Here is a 24,079-nt window from a genome sequence, read left to right as displayed (position 1 = left end):
TAAGTTTAGGTAATGTCCTATTAAGTGTCAATTGAATTTTGAAAGAAGCGAAGGAGGATATTTCCTACTAAAGAACGAACAGTGCTTATTTTACTCAAAATAATATATAATAAGGAAGTGTATTGATTGGAATGATTGACAGCATTTAAGCAAGAGGTGTATCTTTAATGAATGAAGAATAGCAGCTGACTGTAGCTGTTATTGGAGGGATTTTTTTGTTTACTTTACAGCACACAGAATTTAAAGAAGGGTTTATTAAAGCGTTATCGAAAGCACAACGAACGAACCATGATATTTTATTTAGTGAGGTTTGTGAGATAGATTGCATAGACCCTTTAGCTTTTTTTGGAGCAGGAAAAAAGACAGAACTAGGTGATCGGTTTTTTTGGACAGGTTCTGATAATGAGGTTGTAATAACTGGTGTTGGTATTAACTATTTATTTCAATCGGATCAGACTACTGACCGCTTTTTTTATGTGCAAAAAAAGTGGCAGTCATTGCTTGATGATGCAATAATCCATAATTCATACTCAATCGACGCGATTGGTCCAACATTATTTGGTGGATTCACTTTCGATCCTCTGAAAGAAAAGACCAAATTATGGAGTCAATATAAGCATACAGATTTTCATCTACCGCAATATATGTGTACTATTACTGGTGGTCGTGCTTTTTTAACAACGAATATGCTTGTTCATCCACACGATAGAGAAGAACGTATTGAGTATATGTTAGAGGAACGTAGGCAATTATTACAAAATGCTAAAGTATTACCTACGGGGATAAATAACAAGGTGATTGCCCAACATGAGGTGGCGTCTAGAGAATGGAAGAAAGCTGTCGCACAAGTAGTAGATGAGATGAAAAAAAACGTTATACAAAAAGTTGTTTTGGCGAGAGAAACGAGACTTACTTTTGCTCATCCTGTACAAATTGAAAGCGTCCTACAAAATCTTTTAGACAAGCAAAAAAACAGCTTTATCTTTGCCTTTGAGTCGGGGTCCGATTGTTTTATTGGAGCGACACCAGAACGGTTAGTGAAAAAACAAGGTCATACGCTTTATACGACTTGTTTAGCGGGCTCAATGAAAAGAGGAGAGACAAAGGAAGAGGATGATGTTCTCGGGAAAGAATTATTACAAGATGAAAAAAATCTCCAAGAGCATCAATACGTTGTAGATATGATTCGTCAAGCGATGGAAATGGTAGGTACAGAAGTCGAATTACCTGAGGGTCCGCAACTTTTAAAATTAAGAGATATTCAACATCTTTATACACCAGTTATTGCAGCAGCTAGTAAGGAAGGGTCGCTCTTGGCAATTATAGAAAAACTGCACCCAACACCAGCTCTAGGTGGAGTTCCGACAGAAAAAGCTATAGAAGTCATTAGGGGTTTAGAGATTTTGGACAGAGGGTTATATGGTAGTCCAATTGGCTGGCTTGATTACCAAGGCAATGGCGATTTTGCAGTGGCATTGCGATCAGGATTAATACAAGGTAATGAGGCTTCGATCTTTGCTGGATGTGGTGTTGTGAAAGATTCTGAAGTTGAAAGTGAATTTCAGGAAACAAAAATTAAGTTTAGACCAATGTTATCAGCGCTTGGAGGGGAACTGAAATGAGCCATCAACAGGCTTTAACTAAATACATTGCGGCTTTCATTTCTGAACTAGTAAAAAATGGCGTAGAAGATGTGGTCGTCAGTCCTGGATCTCGTTCTACGCCCATGGCTATGGTAATGGCTGAGCACCCAGATCTTCAAGTCCATATCCATGTTGATGAACGTTCGGCAGCTTTCTTTGCTCTTGGAATAGCCAAAGGGACAAAACGTCCAGTCGCCATTTTATGTACTTCGGGTACAGCAGCAGCAAATTACTATCCTGCGATAATCGAAGCGTTTTACTCTCGAGTACCTCTACTTGTCTTTACTGCAGACCGCCCTCATGAACTAAGAGATATAGGCGCGCCACAAGCTATCGATCAAATTCAAATGTACGGAAAACATGTCAAATGGTTTGCAGAAATGGCACCACCTGAAAATGGACCTTCGATGATTAATTATGTCCGTACGGCTGCTGTAAGAGCAGTTGCTACTGCGAAGAGGAATCCAGAAGGTCCTGTTCATATGAACTTTCCGTTTAGGGAACCGCTTATCCCTGACCTAAACGATCCGGAGATTTTCCTTAGCTCTTCTAGAGAACAAAAGTATATGACAGTGTCACCATCTATTTTAACAGTGGATGATGCCCAATTTGATACTATTGCACAAACTGTTTCAACACATAATAAAGGAATGATTATCTGCGGACCTATGGATGATGCGGACCTTTCACATAAGATTGTTGAACTTGGAAAGGCACTACAATTTCCGATTATTGCTGATCCACTTTCACAATTACGCAGTGGATGCCATGAACAAAGCCAAATCATTGATGCATATGATGCCATTTTGAAAAGTGAGACAGCGAAAGTTGAGTTGCAACCTGAGTTAATCATTCGTTTTGGCGCGATGCCAGTATCGAAACCGTTGCTACTGTTTATGAAGCAGTATCCAGAAACGCGTCAATTAATTGTCGATGGTGGAGGAGGCTTTAGAGATCCCTCATTGTTATCAACAGATATGATATATTGTGATGAGAAACAATTTTGTGAAGAACTGATTCTTCGTGCCAATACTTTTGCTATTAAAGAGAATGGCTATCTTACTTTATGGCAGGACGTTAATGAAGTGGCAAAAAAAGAAATGGTAAAAGTATTGGAGATTGAACAACTCAATGAGGGAAAGATATTTGCCCAATTAGGTCAGTTACTGCCTGAAGAGTCTACGATTTTCGTTGGGAATAGCATGCCCATTCGGGATTTAGATAGCTTTTATTTTATTAATAACAAATCTATGAGGATTTTAGGTAATAGAGGAGCAAATGGTATTGACGGTACAATTTCCACAGCGCTAGGCGTGGCAATGTATACACAACCACTTTATCTAATTGTTGGAGATTTAACCTTTTTCCACGACTTGAATGGGTTGATTGTTAGTAAACTATACCATATTCCTATTACGATTATTGTTATTAATAATAATGGCGGAGGGATTTTCTCTTTCTTACCACAATCAGAACACCCGAAGCATTTTGAATTATTATTTGGTACGCCATTGAACATAGATTTCTCACACAGTGTAACAATGTTTGGTGGAGATTATATAAAGGTGGAAGACTGGCAGCAGTTCTCGGAAGCAATTGCGACGGAGACATCTCATTTAAAGGTAATTGAGGTTATGACCAATAGAGAAAATAATGTAAAAGAGCATCGGAATTTGTGGGAATCTGTTTCCCGGGAAATAGATAAGAGAATAAAGGACGAAGAGTAATGGACTTTTTCTACAAAAACGTGAAATATCATGTCGAAACTTTCGGTCATGGAGAACCAATCATGGCACTTCATGGATTTACAGGTAATAGCAGCGGTTGGCAATTTTATTCAGAAATAATATCTGATCGAACAATCATTGCACCGGATATTATTGGTCACGGACAGTCAGAATCACCGGATGATATTTCTCATTATCAAATTGAAGAGCAAGCGGCTATGCTAGCACATTTAATAAACCTTATGAAAATAAGTAAAGTTGATGTAATTGGTTATTCAATGGGTGGGCGATTAGCCATTACCTTTGCTCTGCTTTTTCCAGAAAAGGTCCATCGCCTGATCCTTGAGAGTACAACACCAGGAATTGAATCTATTGAAGATAGAGAAATACGTATTAAAAATGATAAGAAAATCTGTCAATTGATTAAAGATAAAGAAATAGAGGGATTTGTGAATTATTGGGAAAACATTCCTTTGTTCGCAAGTCAAAAGAAATTAACAGCACATAAGAGAGAGCTGGTACGTACGCAACGTCTGAGAAATAGCCCCCAAGGGTTAATAAACAGTCTTATTGGGATGGGTACTGGTGCGCAACCTAATTGGTGGACAGCGATAGCTGAGCTTCAGATGCCAGTCCTTATTTTGACCGGTTCAATCGATCAAAAGTTTTGTACGATTGGTGAAGAAATGTCTATGCGTATTCAACGTGCTACACATCAAACGATTGAAAAATCAGGCCATACCGTTCACCTTGAAAAACCTTTACAGTATGTAGATGAAATAGAGAAATTTTTATTGGAAACATCAACCTATTAGAAGAAAATGATGAAAAAAGGTGTGTTTTTCGTCAATTATTGCTAAAATATGATAGGAAGCACTATTAAAATTACAAAATGAGTTAGTAATATAGAAGGAGGACTTCGAAATGTCAGCAGTAGAATGGGTAGCAGGCCGTAAATATGAAGAAATTCTATATGAAACATATAACGGTATTGCTAAAATTACAATTAACCGTCCGCACGTACATAATGCATTCACTCCGAAAACTGTAATGGAATTAATGGATGCATTTGCATACGCACGAGATGATTCTAATGTAGGTGTAATCGTTCTTACAGGAGCAGGGGATAAAGCTTTCTGTTCTGGTGGGGACCAAAAAGTCCGAGGACATGGCGGATATGTTGGAGATGACCAGATTCCTCGTTTGAACGTACTGGACTTACAACGATTAATTCGTGTCATTCCTAAACCTGTTATTGCAATGGTAAAAGGTTATGCTATTGGTGGTGGACATGTTCTTCACGTTGTTTGTGATTTAACAATTGCTGCAGATAATGCTGTATTTGGTCAAACAGGTCCTAAAGTTGGAAGCTTTGATGCTGGTTACGGTTCTGGTTACTTGGCACGTCTTGTAGGCCACAAGAAAGCGCGTGAGATTTGGTTCTTATGCCGTCAATATAACGCACAAGAAGCTTTAGATATGGGACTAGTTAATACAGTAGTGCCACTTGAAAAAGTAGAAGAGGAAACGATTCAATGGTGTGAAGAAATTCTATCAAAAAGTCCAACTGCGATTCGTTTCTTAAAAGCTGCATTTAATGCAGATACTGATGGTCTAGCAGGCCTTCAACAGTTTGCTGGAGATGCAACACTTCTTTACTATACTTCTGATGAAGCAAAAGAAGGAAGAGACGCATTTAAAGAAAAACGTGATCCGGACTTTGGACAATTCCCACGTTTCCCTTAATGAAATGATAAAATGAGCAGCTTGATGGGATAACCATCAAGCTGTTTTGCCATTGTTTCTTTTTAGGATTCGTTGTGACTATATTAAAGAAGGTGTCTGTTTTGTCTAATCAAGAGATGCAAAATTTTATTTATAAAAGGTTTCTATCTACACCGAAAAGAGAAGCATTTTATTACGAAGGAAAAAGTTATACTTTTGAAACCGTTTATCATGAGGCATATCGGTGGGCTGGTATCTTATCAGCTAAAGGAGTAAAGCAATCACAATTCGTGGGTGTACTGCTTAAGAATAATCTTCAATCGGTTTTCGTTTTATTCGCTTTGCAACTTCTTGGCGTTAAAGCGGTAATATTGAATAGTAGATTAACGAGTAAAGAAATCATTTGGCAACTACAGGATTCAGGGTCTGTTTTTTTTATAACTGAAGATGCTTTTAAAAAAGTTAGAGCTGATGTTGAAATGGAAGTATCATCCCTTCGTTTACTTGTGAAAGAGGAAATCATGGATGATGATTTCGAGGAGCCTATGATAGTAAGTGAAGTCCAATTAGATCATATTTGCACAATTATGTACACGTCAGGCACGACAGGTCATCCAAAAGGTGTGATGCAAACTTACGGTAATCACTTATGGAGTGCTGTTGGCTCAAGTTTGAACCTTGGATTAAGGGATGATGATGTATGGTTATGTGCTGTCCCGTTATTTCATATAAGCGGTTTCTCCATTCTTATGAGAGGACTCATATATGGTCATAAGATTGTACTACTTGATAGTTTTGATGCGGATAAAACGATAACACTGATTCGTGAGCAAAAAGTGACCATTATGTCTGCAGTCAGTACGATGTTGAAAAAAATGGTAGAACGTTTGCAACAGCAGCCGTTGCACGATTCATTTCGCTGTATGTTACTTGGAGGGGGACCGGCATCGCGTGCACTATTAGAAGATTCCGTTTCTTGTGGTATTCCGGTTTATCAAACATATGGGATGACAGAGACATCCTCACAAATCGTAACATTATCACCTGAGGATAGTATTAAAAAGTTAGGTTCGGCTGGTAAAGCCTTATTTCCTTCTCAAGTAAAGATATGTCGAGAGACTGGTGAAGTGGCAGAGGCGAATGAATCTGGTGAAATTTTTGTTAAAGGGCCGAATGTAACAAGTGGTTATTTAGGAAAAGATGAGGCAACTGCTGAAAAAATTCAACAAGGTTGGTTAGCAACAGGGGATATAGGCCTTCTAGATGAAGATGGCTTTCTTTATGTGCTTGACCGTCGCTCTGATTTGATTATTTCAGGTGGAGAAAATGTGTATCCTGCTGAAGTAGAAGGAATTGTTGCAGCACATCCAGCTGTTGATGATACAGGTGTGATAGGTATGAAAGATTCCACATGGGGAGAAGTGCCGGTAGCATTTGTTGTAATTAAGAAAGACGCAGAAGTTTCTCATAAAGAGCTCGAGGAATATTGCCAAGAAAAATTAGCGAAGTACAAAATTCCGAAGAGATTCTTTATTGTCGATCAAATTCCAAGAAACGCTGCTAAAAAAATCTTGCGAAGAGAACTAAGAAAAATGGTACAAGCATTTTAAAGGAGAAAATCCGAACGAATGTTCGGATTTTCTAATGAGATGACTTTATTAATTTCTTCAAATAAGCTATCTGTCCTATATGGTAAGCGTTGTGTGAAGTGACATTGGCAATGATTGCCCACCAATGGGCTGTAACAGGAAATCCTTCGACATATTGATCCAATAATTCATTGGTTGTTAGGAGTTTTTGCCAGTGTTGTAACTTAACTAAGAGTGAAGCTTTTAAATCTGAAAAGTTTTTTCCCTTAGGAACGAAAAAGCTCCAATCGTTATTTTCGATTCGTTGAACTGCCCCAACATTATTTTCTTTAAAGCGAATATGCCAAACTTCATTCCAGTAAATGAGATGTTGTGTAATTTCGGCTATGCTATGACTTTTATCGTTTGGCTTCATAAACGCTTCTTCTTCACTAATTTCATCAACCGTTTGCAAGAAGGGGGTATACCAACTAGGATCGTCTGCATTTGCGGCTAACTGATCTAATAATACTTCTCTCGCCTCAGCCATTCATCTTCCTCCTAATGAATTTTCACTTTATGCAAAAGCTATTATTCGTTTATGGACAAAATATAAGCCGTTTCTTTGCCAAAATGATGTCCACTATTAATGAAGCCCACCGCTTTAAACAGAGCAATACTAGCATGATTTTCACGATGAATACCTGCAATAATAAGTGGTTTTCTAGCTAACTGTTTCATTTCTGTCACGATAAGTTTTAATGCTTGCTTGGCATATCCCTTTTGTTGATGACTATCACAAATCATAATACGATAAATCCAATACCCATTCAGTTCTTCTAGCTGACGATTATACATAACAAAGCCAATGATTTGCTGATTTACTGTAATCGCATAGGTTTGTAAAGTTGGTTCAAACTGTTGTTGAATGATAGAGGTAGCATTACTTTCCACAAATTTACTCTGCTCTGTTGTAACATGTAATGATGCAACTTCGTACCAATTCTCTTTTGTGATTGCAGTTAAATGAATTTCACTCATAACGTGCACTCTTTTTCTTATTCGTTGTTTTCATACGTTTCTTTTCTTGTTTCGCACGGCGTTTCTCGAGCATGATTAACTCTCGTTCTAGTTTAAAGTAGCTGCTAAGCCTCTTCTCAGTTATTTTTCCTTCATCAATTGCTTGTTGTACGGCACATCCCACTTCTTTATGATGAGAGCAGTTTCTAAATTTACATTGCTCACTTAGTGCTTGAATATCTGTAAAGCTCTCCCCTATATTTATATCATCTTCCCAAAGTTGAAATTCACGCATACCTGGTGTATCGACGATATATCCGTCACCTAATTGAATTAATTCCCTATGGGTTGTGGTGTGACGACCTTTCTGATCATCTTCACGAATATTGCCCACCTTCATCCGTTCCTCATTCGTTAGTAAGTTAATAAGTGTAGATTTCCCCACACCAGATGATCCCACAAATGTACCAGTTTTGCCTCCAATTAAGTAATCTTTAATGACCTCTACAGATTCAGGTTGAAACATACTAACCATTGTGAAGTCGACGCCAAGTAGTAATAATTGATCCAAAATCCATCCTTTATCTTCACAAAGATCAGCTTTTGTTAAGACAATAATAGGTAAAGCTCCAGAATGTTGTGCTGCAACTAAATAGCGCTCGATTCTTGCTATATTAAAATCTTCGTTCATGCTTGTAACAATGAATAAATAATCAATGTTAGTAGCGATAATTTGTTCCTTCACAGCAACTCCGGCAGTTTTTCTTGAAAACTTGCTCTTTCGTGGTAAAACTTCTTTGATCATTGCTTTATCTTCATTTGGTAATTGGTGAAACACAACCCAATCACCAACCGCTGGATAGTCTGCCTCATGTTGAACTTGAAAGTGATAGTTGCCAGGGAGGCTAGCGGGTAAAAAGGTTTGCTCTTTTGTCAATATTTTGTACATATGGTTATAGGCGATAGCAATTCGCCCGATGAGTTGTTTTTCATGCTTTTTTTTCAAATTCTTTTCCTCCATTTTTGTGATAAATAAAAAACCTTATGACCCGCAATTAAAGGATCATAAGGTTTATCCGCACATAAATGAAAGAAATGAATAATAGGGTATTAACCTATTTCCAATGAGCATGATAAATATGAAAACTTTAATTGCTTCGGTATGAAAAAGTCAATTAGATTCATCATGCTCACCTACTTTCAATATTTAGTAGCTTTAGTATATAATGCTATTTGAAAAATAGCAATAATTATTTTTTTTAGAAAAAGGAAGGCGCCTTTATATGTACGAAAATTACATATAAAAGCGTCTATAGGCTATTTCTTATTGAGGTTCAAATGTTTTACAGTCAGTTTCCTTGCTCGTAGATGCCTGGTCTCGATGGCTGACTACATAAATTTGATCAGCACCACATAGATTGCCTTTTTCCCAGAAAGTACAATTATTGACTTCACACAATACATCTTTTGCCATCATTTTCACTTCCTTTTAGAAAAATCTTCAGATGGGTTTCACCATCATCACTATTCTTACCATAATTGGCTGATGATATAATCATAAGTTTTTTCAAAAAAAGGGAGAGTAAACTAATTATCGCTAACTCAGATATAGGTAGTTACATGCTTTATTAGTCCGAAACCTAATACAATTTCCTCTTAAAGAAAAAATAAGAACCAAAGCATTTATTTGCTCTGGTCCTACTATTAGTTAGTTTAAACCTTTTTCCAGGTTATCAATATTTCTTTCCATTAATGTAAAATAGTTTTCTCCTTCATTAATATCTGCTTCAGTTAAGACAGCAAGATTATGAAGCTGTAAGCTCTCGGCACCGATTTCAGATTGAACGATTTCAGTTAATTTAGAGCTAACATTTTGTTCGAAATAAATCGTGTCTAAGGTATTTTCATTTGCTGTTTGAATAATATTTTGCAATTGTTTTTGGGAGGGTTCACTAGATGTGCTAAGCCCGGCCACACTTATTTGTTCTAATCCATAACGCGATTCCCAATAACCATAGGCTGCATGAGAAACGATGAATTTGTTTTTATCTGCATTTTCAACCATTGAAGTAAAGTTATCATTTAATTCATTAAGTTCTTCATTTAGTTTATCAAAGTTTGCAGTAAATTCTTCTTCATGCTCTGGAAGGGCAGTAATTAATTGTGTTTGGATTTCCTCTGCTAATTGCTGTCCGTATACTGGATCAATCCAAACATGGGGGTCAACATCGCCATGATCGTGACCATCATGACTATGACCATCATGGTCGTGATCATGTTCATGATCATGATCATCGTGTTCGTGCTGCTCTGTTTTTTCTATTGCAAGATGTTCCCCAGCGGCAACCATTTTAACGCCCTCATTACTTAAGATATCTTTCGCTTGATCAACAAATCCTTCTAAACCAAGGCCCAAATAGATAAATAAATCAGAATCGGCCATTTTAATCATGTCCTTTTGTGAAGGTTCGTAAGTATGTTCATCAGAACCGGGAGGGTAAACAGTTTTTACATCAACAAGGTCTCCACCGATTCTTTCTGTGAAATATTGTAATGGGTAGACTGTAGTATAAACAGTTAAAACTTCTTCTGATGATTGTGTTGTCTCCTTGTCACTCGCTGTTGAATTTGAGCATGCAGCAAGGATGAAAATAAAAGGAATAAGTAAAATAGATAATTTCTTCATATGTTTCTCCCCTTAATGTATCAAATCGTATTTATTACGATTTATTTTTCATATTAATACGTAACCGTTCCGATTCACATATGTAATCATACAAAAACTAAATCGAAAAATCAAGTATAAAATTTGTTAAAATGGATACTATTTTGTATCATAAAAGAAGAGCAAGCGATTTAACACATATTTAACAATATACGTAGTGGAGATGAAAATAATGAGTCTTTTACAAGAGGTATTAGCATTTAATAAGGAGTTTGTGGAAACAGAGCAATATCGTGAATATGCCACAACGAAATATCCAAACAAACGAATGGTTATTTTAACATGTATGGATACAAGATTGGTGGAACTATTACCGAAAGCATTAAATGTAAAAAATGGTGATATAAAAATCGTCAAAACAGCAGGGGCACTTGTGAGTCATCCATTTGGCAGTATTATGAGAAGTATTCTCGTTGCGCTGTATCAATTAAAAGCAGACGAGGTGTTAGTTATCGGTCACCATGATTGTGGGATGAGTGGCATGAATGCCAATGCAATGATTGAAAATATGAAGGAAAGAGGCATTTCAGAAGAAACAATTTCTACTTTGAATTATTCCGGTATTGATATTGAGAGCTGGTTAGAAGGCTTTAATAAAGTAGAGGACAGTGTCGCACATAGTGTAGATATGATTAAGAACCACCCGCTGATTCCAGCAGTACCAGTACATGGTCTTGTCATCGATCCTAGTACGGGCAAACTGGACTTAGTCGTGGATGGATATGAGAAGAAATAAGTTATTTGCTTTGTTTGCGAGTTGGCCATTCTTCGGGCACGAAATCAACCCCACCAGGATGGAATGGGTGACATTTTAAGATTCTTTTAATAGTTAAATATCCGCCCTTTATTGCACCAAATCGTTTAACTGCCTCTAATCCGTAATTGGAACAAGTAGGGTAAAAACGACAAGTAGGTGGCTTGATGGGTGAAATGGCTACTTGATAGAATTTAAAAAATCCAAGCATGATTTTTTGTAACATATGGACCTTCCTTTGAAAAAAGTTGCTCTTTTAGCACCAAGATATCATATAATAGGGTGAAAAGTCCAAATCATTGACTATATATTTAAAGTTGATGAAATTAGTCGGATTTTATAGTATAATAAAGGCAATGATGATAAAGGAGTGTATTTTATGCCATCAGTTGAAAGTTTTGAATTAGACCATAACGCTGTCAAGGCTCCATATGTGAGACATTGTGGCGTGCATAAAGTAGGAACAGACGGAAAGATCAACAAATATGACATTCGTTTCTGTCAGCCAAACAAAGCGGCTATGAAGCCAGATTCTATTCACACACTTGAACATTTACTTGCGTTTAACATTAGAACACACGCAGAGAAATATGATCATTTTGATATTATTGATATTTCGCCAATGGGTTGTCAAACAGGCTATTATTTAGTTGTAAGTGGTGAGCCAACAGTAGAAGAAATTATCGACCTTTTAGATGCAACAATGAAAGATGCTGTTGAAATTGTAGAAATACCAGCAGCAAATGAAAAACAATGTGGTCAAGCGAAGCTACACGACCTAGAAGGTGCAAAGAAGTTAATGAAATATTGGCTTTCTCAATCAAAAGAAGAATTAAAGCAAGTATTTGCTTAAGTGGTTCTCCTTCCATCATATTTGATGGAAGGTTTTTTATTTTTACTGAAGTGATTTGTTACTTCACCCACGCAAACAGAAAGTATAAACCTTCTCTGAACCAAGAGCCATTTTAAATCTAAAAGACGAAGAGGAATTAAATCTGTCGCTCGTATAAATGAATATCCACTTCAGTTCTTACAGGTCATTTCCTTTTCAACTCTTATTTTTATTCTTAAGCTATGTTAAATGATAATGTTGATATTATAAAATATACAAGGGAACTCTATATTCGCTAGGAGTTCCCTTATTCCGTATAAGTTCAAGAAGATTAAATAACTCATCAACTTTCTAACCAGAATGTAAATTATATTACTTTTACAGACTGATAATCTTGTTAAGAAATGTATGTAAAGTTTTAGTATATAAATCTGGTTGTTCCCTATGTACCAAGTGACCAGAAAAAGGAATAACAGATATATTAATATTATAATTTAATTGCTTGTAGGTTATAGCGGCGGAAACTTCTATTTCTTGCTTTTCGCCAACAATACATAATGTTGGGATTTTGATATCAGATACATCACCTGTTTTATCAAAGGGGTAGAAATCTTCATCATTGAAAGATTGAAGTAACAATTTCCAATCACTTTCTCCGTGAATTTCGTTTAAGAATGCTACGGCTTCTTCGTTATTAAACAATTGTTCATAGGATGCAGCTTCTTCTCTTGAAAGTTCTGTCCAGTTATCAGGCTCTACTGGAAATATCCCAGAAAAGCTGAGAGACTTAACCTTATTAGGATATACTTTAGCAAAAAGCAAAGCAGCGATTCCACCTATTGAAACTCCTGCAATATGACATTGTTCAATATTCAGAAATTCCAAGGTATCATTTAAATCTTTGACACAACGATTAAAGTAATTATCGATTTCTCCAACAGACTTTCCGTGTCCTCTTAAATCAGGTCTAATTACTTTAAAGTTCCTAGCTGAAAAGTATTCACTTTGTTCCTGATACTCGGTCAAGCCAGTCATTCCTCCAGAGTGAATGAGAACTAAGGGTTCACCTTCACCTGTAATATTTGTATGTAAAATCATATAATCCCTCCACCTCTTTGTTTAATTAATATGTCCTATAACTAAATACGCTTCGTTACCCATTTGGAAAATTCTGATAAACTAATTTTATCATAGGCAGCATCCGTTAAAAACAGACAACTTTCAACAATTATCTTGCTAACCGTCGTGTCGTCATTTCGATGTTTAATTTGGTCTAGAAATTGAAACCAACTCCAATAATGGTCGAGTTATTGCGTTGCCACGCCATTAAACCGATTTATCCAGCCCTTCAAACGACTATGATAACTATTCACATTTTCGATATGATAAACGCCTCGGACACGTTCTTTTCCATCAGATTTAAACCTATAGTGCTCAAACGTCTTTTTCTTTTGCGTAAGTCATAAATACCCGCCAAGCATAGGTACATAGAACATTTGCAGGAGACAGTATAGTGCCAATTGCCTCTTCCAGTCGGGGTTTTACAATTCGACCCTGACCAACGACCTTCGAATACGTTGCCTTCTGACGTGCTCTTGCAACCAATACACAAACTTGTTCTTTACTAATATCTCGTTGTGAAGACGAACCACCTCGTTTACGTGCATTTCGACCATCAATTTTGCGTTTCCCTTTTTCTGAGTACAGAAAATAAGTCTCATCCATCTCCACGATACTTTCAAATCTGTCAAAATCATTTGTTTAATAGCTGAAAGGAGCTTGTGTCTATAGAACAAAGTTACATAGTGAACCCCTAAGAGTTCTGACGATTTCCGAAGTGAGTAATCCTCTATCATACACTGAACGAACTCCAACCATTTGTGAGGATGGTGAGTACCGTGAAGAGGAGTATTCGTTAGGTTAGTAAATATCTTAGCACAACCTTGCAGCGGTATCGTTGGCGTACAATTGTGCGAGTACCCATTTTCACGTTGTATTTTCCGAACCGAAATGCGTTATTGGAATCGCAATGAGAACAAGTGAATCCGTCTTTATGCTTCCGCTCTGAAACCTCTTTATATTTAGTCTCACTAGCAGTATAGGAAGCTAAGGATGTAACAATGAACTCTTTCCGGCGGTATTGGTCTGCTGTACTAAACTTTTGGATTTCTAGCATGATGTCCTTCAATGCCATTCTAAACAACTCGCTCTCGTCTTATTTTACGTTCATTATAGAACAAGAGTTCTTTTTATTCAGATATCAATAGAGTTATTTAACATAGCTTATTCTTAAAAAAATTCTATGAAAAAACTCATTTTTTCTATTGAAAATTAATCTATATTTTATAGAGATACTGGAGAAATAATTTCAGTTAACAGCAAGATGAAAAATATAAGTCCGATAAGGCAAAAAGTGAGGGAAGCGAAAAAGAATGGTCCTCGTCTAAATATAGTTGGTGGTTCTACAAATGGTGTAAAGCCCGTTTCTGCACGAGTTTTAGCATCTTGTTGCTCCTTGATGTAAGGGAGCCCTCCAGAAAAGTAAATGCTTGTGATAAGAAATACAATGCCCGTAAAGAATATGACTTCAATAAAGCGCACAGAAAACTGAGAAGAGAGAAAATAAGTGATACCTGTTTCGATGGCAAAGGTAATGAGGAAAATAGTCCAAAACTTTATCTTCATCAACAAGACTCCTTTTTTATCCATATATTCCTATTTCATGTTATTGATCACCATAAATCTATACAAAAAACCACCGACTCACAGAATCGGTGATAGTAGGCGCGATATAGATTCCTTGAACTTAATATAAAAGGAACGGTTATTGTAATCATCTAATGTAAGGTTACGTGATACTCTTACATCATTATAGAAGCTAGCTGCTACTTCCTCAGCTATCTTGCGGTCATAAATAAAGGCATTGACCTCAAAGTTGAGCCTAAAGCTTCGAACATCGATGTTGGCTGTCCCAACAGATGCAATTTCATCATCAATTACGATTGTTTTCGCATGAATAAAACCATTATCATAAATTAGCACTTTTGCTCCAAGTTTTAATAATTCGCCAATGTACGAATAGGTAGCCCAATAAACAAACATATGGTCAGGTTTGTTAGGAATCATAATTTTCACATTCACACCTGACAAAACAGCTATCCTAAGCGCATCAACAACACTAGCATCAGGTATAAAATAAGGAGTTTGAATAAGGATAGTTTCTTTTGCGGACATAATCATTTTTATATAACCAAGTTTGATTTGTTCGAGTTCGTTATCTGGTCCACTTGCTACAATTTGCATAGGGATACGTCCCTTTGTAGTGATAGGGGGATAATACTCCGGTAAATAGTGAATATCATGACGATGTGAAGCTTGATTCCAGTCAAGTATAAAGCGTGTTTGTATCGCATAAACTGCGCTTCCTTCTATCCTTAAATGTGTATCTCGCCAATAACCGAATTTCTTATTTAAACCTAAGTATTCATCTCCAACATTAAAGCCACCAACATAGCCAATTTTGCCATCAATAATTACTAGCTTGCGATGATTACGATAATTTAACCGTAAATTAATAAAGTGGAATTTAGAAGGAAAGAACGCCTCAACCTCTCCACCAGCCTCACGTAAGCTCTTAAAAAACCGTTTGGTTAAACTTCTTGATCCTAAATCATCATATAAAATGCGGACCTTCACACCTTCACGGGCTTTTTTATTCAGAAGTGTGATTAGCCTTTTGCTTAATGCATCCCTTCTTAAGATATAGTATTGAAGATGGATATGGTCAGTAGCGCCTTCTATATCTTTAAATAGGGCATCGAACTTGTCTTTGCCATCTGTATACATTTGTATAGCATTATCTTGCGTAAGTACAGCATCATTATTTACTAATTGCATATGAATGAGGTCATAATGATTTTGAACTTGCTCATTCTCTGCAGGCAAACTGCGATTATGAAGCGCTGATATTTGCATTTTGAGCATTTCATCAATGCCAATTTTCTTACGATCTTCCCATTGAAACATTTTCTTCTTTTTGGAGAAGTTTTGTCCGAATAATAAGTAAATGGCAAACCCGAGTAGCGGGATAAAGAACAAAACTAGTAACCACGCCCATGTGGATGCGGCGTCTTTTCGTTCAAGAAAAATAACGACAATGGCAAGAATCATATTTAAAAGGTAAATGAGTCCAATAAATATGGAGTAAATATCCATAGAAGTGCAGATTCCTCTCAAAAAGTATTAGTGTTACTTTATATCCTTGTCCTCTTGATTGGGTGCCTTATCCTCTTCTGAAAGAGGTTTCGGTAGAGGATCTACGGTATGTTTGAATGTGTAAGCTTTGGATGTTGTCATTACACTTAAAATAAGGATTGTAAAGACAATAATAATTGATATCATAATGACAATAATATAAGTCATAAATAGTCTCCCCCTTTACAAAAGCTATTTTACCATTTCTCTCTTTTAATCTGAACTAAAATATCTTTCCTTATCCGATAGTTATGTGTTTGAAAATTGGATAAGCGGGTATCTTATAAGTGGAGGTTGATAAATATGAGCGAAAAATTAATCCAATCAGTAAACAAACAAGTAGCAAACTGGACTGTAATGTATGTGAAGTTACATAACTACCATTGGTATGTTAAAGGAAGCAACTTCTTCGTATTACATGAAAAATTTGAAGAACTATATAACGAAGCTAATGACCATATTGACGAATTAGCGGAAAGAATACTTGCTTTAGGTGGAAATCCTGTAGCAACAATGAAGGATTGCTTGGATACGGCTTCTATTGAAGAAGCAACAGGTAAAGAAGACGCAAGAGACATGGTACAATCTGTATGGAGTGACTTCGATAAAATGTTAGATGAACTACAAGAAGGTATTGAACTAGCTGATGAAGCGAAAGATGAAGCCACTGGTGATATGCTGATTGCAGTTAAACAGAGTGTGAAAAAACATAACTGGATGCTTAAAGCATTTTTAGGATAAGCGGAAAAAGATCTCTTTTAAGAGGTCTTTTTTAATTTTGGGAAATATAAAATGTGCAGGGAGAGACGATATGAAAGAATGTGGAATATGAAAAGAGCCGAATGAAAAGGAAATCTGAAATTGCGAACTTTAGTGGGCTGAAAAGAGCCGAGAATAGTTGTTAAACTGGAATACGAACACAAGAAAGTGTAAAGAACTGAGAACTCCAGCATTGATCCGACTAAACTGTGGATTTCTGTCGAGATGAGTAGGGATTCGTTGAAATGCCCGACTAATGTGGATCTCCGTCGAGATGAGTAGCGATACAAGCAGTTGCCCGACTAAACTATGTTTTTCCGTTGAGATGAGTAGCGATACAAGCAGTTGCCCGACTAAACTATGTTTTTCCGTCGAGATGAGTAGCGATACAAGCAGTTGCCCGACTAAACTATGTTTTTCCGTCGAGATGAGTAGGGATATGAGTAGTTGCCCGACTAATCTTTGTTTCTCTGTCGAGATAAGTAGGGAAACGAGGAGTTGCCCGACTAATCTTTGTTTTTCCGTTGAGATGAGTAGTGATATGAGTAGTTGCCCGACTAATCTTTGTTTTTCCGTTGAGATGAGTAGTGATATGAGTAGTTGCCCGACTAATCTTTGTTTTTCCGTTGAGATGAGTAGTGATATGAGTAGTTGCCCGACTAATCTTTGTTTCACCGTCGAGATAAGTAGAGATTCGTTGAAATGCCCGACTAAACTGTAGATTTTCGTCGAGATGAGTAGGGATTCGGGCAAATGCCCGACTAATCTGTGGATCTCCGTCGAGATGAGTAGCGATACAAGCAGTTGCCCGACTAAACTATGTTTTTCCGTTGAGATGAGTAGCGATACAAGCAGTTGCCCGACTAAACTATGTTTTTCCGTCGAGATGAGTAGCGATACAAGCAGTTGCCCGACTAAACTTTGTTTCGCCGTCCAGATGAGTAGCGATTCCATCATCTGCCCGACTCAACTCTGCATTCCCAACCTGATGAGTCGTAATTCCATCATTTATTTGAATCAATATCAAGTGAGAGAAGACCAAGATGCTTCTAACATGCCACTAATTAATTTGGCAAATATAGCAAGTTAAATGGGTGAATATTCAGCTTCACTTTTAAACATGCCACCAAGTTTATCCTTATTTCCCCAATCCACCACTTTCTGTAACATGCCACTTTTTTATCAGAAGCCTATGTAGACTCAATGATAATTTTGAGGCTTTGTAAAATCACTTTCTGCAAATTTTCCTTTAAGGGATTCAATAACATAAAGCCCCATTAAATTATATAGTTCTTGGTTATCCAGTTCTTCAATTAATGTAAGGATATCTTCTCGGGACATTTCCTCTAAGAAAGCAAACGTAAGCATATCAATATCTTCTTCGTCACCTGTAAGCTTATTACGATAATAGTCGTACAGTTCATCAATAATTTTCATTATTTGCACCTGCCCATTTTCTTCTTATTTTACGTTTAGTATATGTTAAGTTCATGGTTTTGCTCATTTTTCGTATAAATTCATTCATAATGAGGGAAACAAATAATAAGAAGAAAGGGGCTGAAAGTGTGGATCAGAAGAAAACTTATTATATTACGGTGAATGATGGTGAAATCTCACAAAGTTCTACTTCCTCATCATGGAATTTTAAAATAGAGGCAACTGATGATGAAATTATCGAATTGAGAGAGTTGTTTGATCAAAATTACTCAACAGAATGGGAAGGTTTTTTCCGGGCTCATGTTCCTTATTTACAGTATCATTTCGACAGGCAAAATGATAAGTATGATGATGGTTTGACGCAAATATATAGCGCCATTTATCGATTAGGCGATGAAGAAGCTAAAAATCATATTGTCAATATGGGGATTCTTCCCCCTGAACAACAATAAAGCTGTGCTCTAAACACCGTTATAAATATTGACGGTGTTTTCACCTTTTCCTGTACGTTACGTTTCTTTCCAAGTAAAATATACCAATAAGTATATGTAAAGTGAGAGGATTAAATGGAATATTTTATCGATCAAAACGGGAATCGTGTAGCACTCTCATTTAATGAAGAAGGATTTGAAATGGAGCCGCGTCATGTGTTGGTGTTATGTAAAAAAGGCGATGACTGGTTATTAACGAACCATAAAGAAAGAGGGTGGGAGTTTCCAGGTGGAAAGGCGGAGGAAGGAGAAGATATATATACAGCTGCAAAGAGAGAAGTAAAGGAAGAAACCGGAGCAGTCTTGTCTTCTATTGAACATATTGGTACATATCAAGTAATGGAAAAACATCGTTCCTTTATAAAGGCTATCATGTTTGCAGAGGTTGATTATTTACAAAAAGTAGACCATTATTTCGAAACGGATGGTCCAAAATGGGTAGCGATTAATCAGCTCATGAGGGAGATTCATCAACCCAATTATAGTTTTATAATGAAAGATCGAGTAGTCGAGAGAAGTGTAGCTTATCTACAAAATCGCTTGAAATAAAGGGCTGCACGCTCATGCAAGCCCTTAGTTGTTTTTTATTAATTTCTTCTCTAAAAATTCTACTGCTTGATACATAATGGTAGCTAATACAGCTATGACAAGCAGAGAGAGCATAACTAAAGTAAAGTTAAATACTTGGAATCCGTAAATAATCATATAACCTAACCCTTTAGAGGCGACGAGAAACTCCCCGACAATCACCCCGACCCAAGATAAGCCGACATTGACTTTAAGTGTGGAAATAATTACAGGAAAGGATGACGGAAGAATGGCTTCCTTAAATATTTGGAAGCGGGTTCCACCAAAGGTTTGAAGCACTTTTATATAATTTGGATCTACCTCTCTAAAAGATGTATAAACGACGATGGTTGTGATAATAACGGAAATAATTGTTCCCATTGCTACAATCGACGTGAAGCTAGGTCCAAGAGCGACAATTAAAATCGGTCCTAAAGCCACTTTAGGCATACTGTTTAAAATGACGAGATAAGGATCTAGAATCTTAGAGAGAAACGGTGACCACCATAGAATCGCCGCCAATATCGTTCCCAATAATGTCCCTAAAATAAAACCGAGTATGGTTTCTGATAAAGTAAAACCTAAATCAAAAAACAGCGTACCATCTTGAACTTTAATTAAAAAGAGCTCCCATACTTTTGAAGGTGAACTGAAAATGAGAGGATCAATCCACTTGTTTCTACTGGCAATCTCCCAGCCTGAGAAGAAAATAAGAAAAATAACGAGTTGATAAAATCGTACCCAATACTTTTCTTTCTTAAGGGAGCGGATATACGCATTATGGAGTGCTTTTGTGTGACTCTTGTGATCCAAGGGACTCCATCTCCTTCCAAATCGTTTGAAAAATTTCTGCATTCATTGGGTGGTTTCTTGTATCGAATGGAGAGCATTCTCTTAATTCTTCAGGTATTTCAAATACTTTATGAATCTTACCAGGGCTTGGTGCGAATAAATAGATGCGATCGCTCATCGCAATTGCTTCGCCGATATCATGTGTCACAAGAATAGCTGTTTTTCCAAATGATTTTAATGTGTCAGATACAAGATTTTCTAAATGCAATTTTGTTTGATAATCGAGAGCGGAAAATGGTTCATCTAACATGAGAAGTTTAGGTTCGGTTGCCAGCGTCCTTACAAGTGCTACCCTTTGTCGCATGCCGCCTGATAATTGTTTTGGATACAATGACTCGACATCTGATAAGCCCATTTGTAATAATAAATCTTTTGCATAAGCTTTTCTTTCTTCATCTAAGTGATGATTGATCTTTAGACCCAAAAGAATATTTTCCTCAATGGTTTTCCAAGGGAATAGATAATCTTGTTGCAACATATATCCAATTTCACTTTTCAATGTAGCTACTTGTTTTCCTTCTAATTCTACACGGCCCTCCGTTGGTTGGAAAAGACCAGCAATGATAGATAACAAGGTTGTTTTGCCACATCCGCTCGGTCCTAAAAATGAAATGAATTCTCCTTCATTCACTTGAAGTGAGATATTAGAGAGAGCCGTCACTGCATTTGATTTCGTAAAGTAAGTATGATGAATATCTTGCACTTTTAAGAATGTCATCTTGCAGTCTCCTCTTTTTTTTCTGGATGGTTGAGCGAACAGAATCATTCTATCCGCTCCACATAGTACTATTCTTTAATCACTTTCTCAGCAATGGATGTGTTGACAAGAGTTTCATAATCCACTCGAGCAGGCAGTTCACCTGCTTCATCCATAATATTTTGCAAGTTCTCCCATTCTTCTTTTTCTAAAATAGGATCGGTCGCAAAGGACCCTTGACTTTTATAACGATCAATTGACATGGTTAAAATTTCTAAATCTGTATTATCAAAGTATTTTGTAATGATTTTAGCTGTTTCTTCTGCTGAATGTTCATCTACCCATTGTTGCGCTTTATAGATGGCACGTGTAAATTTCTCTACTGTTTCTTCGTTACCATTGATGAAGCTATCCTTTGTCATATATGCTGTATAAGGAAGGTGGCCAGATTCTTCACCGAAGGAAGCGACGATATGTCCAATGCCTTCTTTTTCAAACACACTCGCAGTCGGTTCGAATAATTGTACAAACTCACCAGTACCAGATGAAAAGGCAGGAGCGATATTGGCAAAATCAATATTTTGAATTAGCTCTAAGTCAGCATGTGGATCAATATCATGTTTTTTTAACGTATACTCACCAGCCATTTGCGGCATGCCACCTTTTCTTTGCCCGAGGAAGGTACTCTTCTTTACCATATCCCAAGTGAAATCTTGGATATCTTCCCTTGCAACAAGGAAGGTGCCATCTGTTTGCGTCAGTTGTGTGAAGTAAAACATAATACAGGGGAAATTGCATGTAGATATTACTTTAATTTATACTTTAAAGTTATTGGTTTGTTTCTGCCTTTATCCCTTAGAATGAACAACGTTTCAAATATGCTATTGAGTAGTTCTTTTTGTTCGAAAGGGTCTGCTTCGTTATATATATAATGGATATCCTTTACTTTTGAAAGCTTTTTGAATTTTTCTTCTGGAGATTCCTCATCAATTTCTGCTTCCTGAAGTAAAGTTTTTAAATCTTCTTCTTGTTCATTCAATTGATTAATCTTATCGTATAGAGTTTGTTTTGGAATTGGATTGTCAGCATCTAAAAAGGTGGCGTACCATTTTTCCTTTTGCTTTTCTATTTTATCTAGGTCTTTTCTTATTTCATCAACGTTAATACTTGATAGTTGATAGTTTTTATCTATTTGCTTTATAAAATATTCCTTTGAAGTAATTAGTTTTTCAATTTCATCTAAAAGTAGGTCGGTAATTCTTTTGCCGTACGTTAAACGATTGCAGCCAAAACAACGGTAGTATGTTTTATTATCACGTTTATCGAAAAAACCATTCATAGGCTCATCACAATGACCGCATTTCAATATGCCAGTTAACGGGAATTTCCCTTTTCTCACTAAATTTTTATGATTATTCTTAAGTTTTTGTTGTACTTTTAAGAATAATGAGTTTGAGATTATTGCAGGGTGATTATTGAATACTACTTTGTTTCCCCATCTGTATACCCCTGTGTAAATATCATTACGCAACATTCCGTATATTGTATTGTGGTTCCATTTATTCGCAATTCGAGGTTTAATTCCAAGTTCGTTTAATCTATCTGATATTTTTCTGTATCCGTATCCATCAGCGTACCATTCGAAAATTTTTATAACCCATTTTGATTCATCTTCAATTACAATGCAATTAAAAGATAAATCAAATTTATAACCATAAGGAGAATGTCCACCTGGGCGTTTACCTTCCTCAATCATTTGGTGGATACCAAACTTAACACGTTCACCAAGGTTCTCTCGTTCCCATTGTGCAAGAGAGGCTACAAGAGTTATAAATAATTTTCCCAACGCTGTTGATGTATCATATTGTTCTGTAGATGATTTAAATTTAACATCGTATTTTTCAAAGTACTCTAGTAGTTTGTATAAGTCTAATACTGATCTGGTTAGTCGATCCAATTTATGAACTAAAACTAAATCAAACTTTCGCTTTTTTAGATCCTTCATCATTTCCTGCATTTTAGGACGGTCTAAATCTTTCGCAGATTTCCCTTCTTCTTTGTATTCTTCAACAATTTCCCATCCCTGACTTTTACAAAATGCACGTAAACTTTCTATTTGAGCAGGAATTGAAAACCCTTCTTTTGCTTGTTCTTGGGTGGAGACTCGAACATAAATAGCAACTCTCACAAATATTCACCAACCTTATAAAATAGGGAGAGCCGTCGCCCTCCCTAACTGTTTAAATTGCTAGCGCTAGAAATTTAATCTAATGTTGTTGAGTACCATACTACTTTTGCATAAATTTTTAATTCCGAATTAGTATTATACGGTACTTCTATGTCTCGAAACTTTCTGTCATGTGATTCGGGACTGAAAATTAAAACCTGATCTTCTTCATCTCTTCTAACTCTTTTCATACTATACTCTCGATCGTAACTAAAAATTACAATATCATCATCTTTAAAGCTGTGAGTATCAACAGGTTTAGCTACAACATAAGAACCATTTTTAATGATTTTATTCATGCTGTCTCCATTTACTTTCATTACAAAAAGACCATCGCAAAAGGCATGTTTACCAAGAAGAACTTCAGGAATATTTATATATTCAACCCTATCTTCAGTAACACCTTCTACTGTAGCAAGAGCTCCAGCTGCAATGTCTCCATAAAGCGGGAGTTGTAAACTATCATCAAAAATATAAGTTATCTTTTCTTCTTTTAAAACATCTGTTCTTTTAAAGCTAGGGTCAATATCAGATTTAGAAACATTGAATGCTGCAGCAAGTTTTTCAACGTTCCCTGGGTTAATAAGAGTTTTACAATTTATGTAGTCCGAAAGTGTACTCTTTGAAATCCCAGATTCTTCACTAAGTTTTAATTGTGTCCAACTTTTTGCTTTCATCAATTTCTTAACTCTTTCTGATATTTCTTTTTTTAAAGGTAAATCTCTATCTATCAATTGTTCCACCTCCTTTCGATATCTTAATGATATCCGAAAATATACGGAATGTAAAGAATAATTCCGA

The 24,079-nt window shown here is 36.4% G+C and carries 26 protein-coding genes and 2 pseudogenes; 10 read left to right on the top strand and 18 right to left on the bottom strand.

The window, feature by feature from the left end; translation table 11 throughout:
- The first annotated feature begins 215 nt into the window (after positions 1-215).
- From MKX83_RS18895 to MKX83_RS18875, 5 genes are all read left to right on the top strand, one after another.
- Positions 216-1,622 (top strand): isochorismate synthase, encoded by a 1,407-nt coding sequence (locus MKX83_RS18895; protein WP_095372141.1) that lies wholly within the window; start codon positions 216-218, stop codon positions 1,620-1,622.
- Entirely contained in the window at positions 1,619-3,370 is a 1,752-nt protein-coding gene (gene menD, locus MKX83_RS18890; protein ID WP_095372142.1) for a 2-succinyl-5-enolpyruvyl-6-hydroxy-3-cyclohexene-1-carboxylic-acid synthase, read from the top strand. The genes MKX83_RS18895 and menD overlap by 4 nt, the downstream gene beginning before the upstream one ends.
- On the top strand, positions 3,370-4,185 hold the full coding sequence (gene menH, locus MKX83_RS18885; protein ID WP_095372143.1) for a 2-succinyl-6-hydroxy-2,4-cyclohexadiene-1-carboxylate synthase: 816 nt from the start codon (positions 3,370-3,372) through the stop codon (positions 4,183-4,185). The genes menD and menH overlap by 1 nt, the downstream gene beginning before the upstream one ends.
- A gap of 109 nt (positions 4,186-4,294) precedes the next feature.
- Complete coding sequence (gene menB / locus MKX83_RS18880) at positions 4,295-5,116, top strand: 1,4-dihydroxy-2-naphthoyl-CoA synthase (protein WP_095372144.1); 822 nt, start codon at positions 4,295-4,297, stop codon at positions 5,114-5,116.
- A gap of 101 nt (positions 5,117-5,217) precedes the next feature.
- Positions 5,218-6,705: an o-succinylbenzoate--CoA ligase gene (locus MKX83_RS18875; RefSeq protein ID WP_095372145.1), complete on the top strand. Its 1,488-nt coding sequence runs from the start codon at positions 5,218-5,220 to the stop codon at positions 6,703-6,705.
- Between the two features lie 31 nt (positions 6,706-6,736).
- Here the strand turns inward: MKX83_RS18875 and MKX83_RS18870 are convergent, their stop codons facing one another.
- From MKX83_RS18870 to MKX83_RS18850, 5 genes are all read right to left on the bottom strand, one after another.
- The gene (locus tag MKX83_RS18870; protein ID WP_095372146.1) at positions 6,737-7,213 is read right to left on the bottom strand and encodes a DinB family protein; all 477 of its coding nucleotides are present in this window, start codon (positions 7,211-7,213) and stop codon (positions 6,737-6,739) included.
- 41 nt (positions 7,214-7,254) lie between these two features.
- Positions 7,255-7,704 (bottom strand): GNAT family N-acetyltransferase, encoded by a 450-nt coding sequence (locus tag MKX83_RS18865; protein ID WP_095372147.1) that lies wholly within the window; start codon positions 7,702-7,704, stop codon positions 7,255-7,257.
- A complete protein-coding gene (gene rsgA, locus MKX83_RS18860) occupies positions 7,697-8,689 on the bottom strand; it encodes a ribosome small subunit-dependent GTPase A (protein ID WP_341057102.1) in 993 nt (330 codons plus the stop codon). The genes MKX83_RS18865 and rsgA overlap by 8 nt, the downstream gene beginning before the upstream one ends.
- 318 nt (positions 8,690-9,007) lie before the next feature.
- A complete protein-coding gene (locus tag MKX83_RS18855; protein WP_095372149.1) occupies positions 9,008-9,157 on the bottom strand; it encodes a DUF1540 domain-containing protein in 150 nt (49 codons plus the stop codon).
- Between the two features lie 234 nt (positions 9,158-9,391).
- Positions 9,392-10,369, bottom strand: coding sequence for a metal ABC transporter solute-binding protein, Zn/Mn family (locus MKX83_RS18850; RefSeq protein WP_341057093.1), 978 nt, complete (start codon positions 10,367-10,369; stop codon positions 9,392-9,394).
- 211 nt (positions 10,370-10,580) lie between these two features.
- On the opposite strand from MKX83_RS18850, the gene MKX83_RS18845 reads away from it, so the two are divergent.
- A complete protein-coding gene (locus MKX83_RS18845) occupies positions 10,581-11,144 on the top strand; it encodes a beta-class carbonic anhydrase (RefSeq protein ID WP_095372151.1) in 564 nt (187 codons plus the stop codon).
- A gap of 1 nt (position 11,145) precedes the next feature.
- Here MKX83_RS18845 and yidD read toward each other — a convergent pair whose 3' ends face one another.
- Positions 11,146-11,388: a membrane protein insertion efficiency factor YidD gene (gene yidD, locus MKX83_RS18840; RefSeq protein WP_095372152.1), complete on the bottom strand. Its 243-nt coding sequence runs from the start codon at positions 11,386-11,388 to the stop codon at positions 11,146-11,148.
- 153 nt (positions 11,389-11,541) lie between these two features.
- Between yidD and MKX83_RS18835 the strand changes: the two genes are divergently transcribed.
- On the top strand, positions 11,542-12,015 hold the full coding sequence (locus MKX83_RS18835) for an S-ribosylhomocysteine lyase (protein WP_095372153.1): 474 nt from the start codon (positions 11,542-11,544) through the stop codon (positions 12,013-12,015).
- 357 nt (positions 12,016-12,372) lie between these two features.
- Here the strand turns inward: MKX83_RS18835 and MKX83_RS18830 are convergent, their stop codons facing one another.
- The 5 genes and pseudogenes from MKX83_RS18830 to ytzI all read right to left on the bottom strand — a co-directional run bounded on the left by MKX83_RS18830 (position 12,373) and on the right by ytzI (position 16,416).
- On the bottom strand, positions 12,373-13,092 hold the full coding sequence (locus MKX83_RS18830; protein WP_322910379.1) for an alpha/beta fold hydrolase: 720 nt from the start codon (positions 13,090-13,092) through the stop codon (positions 12,373-12,375).
- Positions 13,093-13,133: 41 nt separating this feature from the next.
- A pseudogene (locus MKX83_RS18825) lies at positions 13,134-14,188 on the bottom strand (IS1595 family transposase).
- A gap of 149 nt (positions 14,189-14,337) precedes the next feature.
- Positions 14,338-14,679 (bottom strand): hypothetical protein, encoded by a 342-nt coding sequence (locus tag MKX83_RS18820; protein ID WP_340976109.1) that lies wholly within the window; start codon positions 14,677-14,679, stop codon positions 14,338-14,340.
- Positions 14,680-14,757: 78 nt separating this feature from the next.
- On the bottom strand, positions 14,758-16,209 hold the full coding sequence (gene cls, locus MKX83_RS18815) for a cardiolipin synthase (protein WP_095372155.1): 1,452 nt from the start codon (positions 16,207-16,209) through the stop codon (positions 14,758-14,760).
- A 33-nt stretch (positions 16,210-16,242) separates the two neighbouring features.
- Positions 16,243-16,416, bottom strand: coding sequence for a YtzI protein (ytzI, locus tag MKX83_RS18810; protein WP_095372156.1), 174 nt, complete (start codon positions 16,414-16,416; stop codon positions 16,243-16,245).
- A 135-nt stretch (positions 16,417-16,551) separates the two neighbouring features.
- On the opposite strand from ytzI, the gene MKX83_RS18805 reads away from it, so the two are divergent.
- On the top strand, positions 16,552-16,989 hold the full coding sequence (locus MKX83_RS18805) for a Dps family protein (protein ID WP_095372157.1): 438 nt from the start codon (positions 16,552-16,554) through the stop codon (positions 16,987-16,989).
- 129 nt (positions 16,990-17,118) lie between these two features.
- Here MKX83_RS18805 and MKX83_RS18800 read toward each other — a convergent pair whose 3' ends face one another.
- The gene (locus MKX83_RS18800) at positions 17,119-17,964 is read right to left on the bottom strand and encodes a hypothetical protein (protein WP_341057082.1); all 846 of its coding nucleotides are present in this window, start codon (positions 17,962-17,964) and stop codon (positions 17,119-17,121) included.
- Between the two features lie 243 nt (positions 17,965-18,207).
- Positions 18,208-18,444 (bottom strand): DUF6154 family protein, encoded by a 237-nt coding sequence (locus MKX83_RS18795; RefSeq protein ID WP_095372158.1) that lies wholly within the window; start codon positions 18,442-18,444, stop codon positions 18,208-18,210.
- Between the two features lie 89 nt (positions 18,445-18,533).
- Between MKX83_RS18795 and MKX83_RS18790 the strand changes: the two genes are divergently transcribed.
- Both MKX83_RS18790 and ytkD read left to right on the top strand, forming a co-directional pair.
- Positions 18,534-18,896: a hydrolase gene (locus MKX83_RS18790; protein WP_095373621.1), complete on the top strand. Its 363-nt coding sequence runs from the start codon at positions 18,534-18,536 to the stop codon at positions 18,894-18,896.
- A 114-nt stretch (positions 18,897-19,010) separates the two neighbouring features.
- Positions 19,011-19,484: an RNA deprotection pyrophosphohydrolase gene (gene ytkD, locus MKX83_RS18785; RefSeq protein WP_095372159.1), complete on the top strand. Its 474-nt coding sequence runs from the start codon at positions 19,011-19,013 to the stop codon at positions 19,482-19,484.
- 24 nt (positions 19,485-19,508) lie between these two features.
- On the opposite strand, the gene MKX83_RS18780 is transcribed toward ytkD, so the two are convergent.
- From MKX83_RS18780 to MKX83_RS18760, 5 genes and pseudogenes are all read right to left on the bottom strand, one after another.
- Positions 19,509-20,315, bottom strand: coding sequence for an ABC transporter permease (locus tag MKX83_RS18780; RefSeq protein ID WP_224938834.1), 807 nt, complete (start codon positions 20,313-20,315; stop codon positions 19,509-19,511).
- Positions 20,281-21,072: an ABC transporter ATP-binding protein gene (locus MKX83_RS18775; protein ID WP_095372161.1), complete on the bottom strand. Its 792-nt coding sequence runs from the start codon at positions 21,070-21,072 to the stop codon at positions 20,281-20,283. The genes MKX83_RS18780 and MKX83_RS18775 overlap by 35 nt, the downstream gene beginning before the upstream one ends.
- Positions 21,073-21,140: 68 nt before the next feature.
- Positions 21,141-21,821, bottom strand: a pseudogene (locus tag MKX83_RS18770) (ABC transporter substrate-binding protein); the annotation flags it as partial.
- A gap of 35 nt (positions 21,822-21,856) precedes the next feature.
- Positions 21,857-23,239: a recombinase family protein gene (locus MKX83_RS18765; protein ID WP_341057074.1), complete on the bottom strand. Its 1,383-nt coding sequence runs from the start codon at positions 23,237-23,239 to the stop codon at positions 21,857-21,859.
- A gap of 74 nt (positions 23,240-23,313) precedes the next feature.
- A complete protein-coding gene (locus MKX83_RS18760; RefSeq protein WP_340976096.1) occupies positions 23,314-24,012 on the bottom strand; it encodes an XRE family transcriptional regulator in 699 nt (232 codons plus the stop codon).
- Positions 24,013-24,079: the final 67 nt, after the last annotated feature.

The sequence above is a fragment of the Cytobacillus sp. FSL M8-0252 genome (assembly GCF_038007345.1).
Lineage (GTDB): Bacteria > Bacillota > Bacilli > Bacillales > Cytobacillaceae > Cytobacillus > Cytobacillus kochii.
This window is presented reverse-complemented; position numbering and strand designations above follow the sequence as displayed.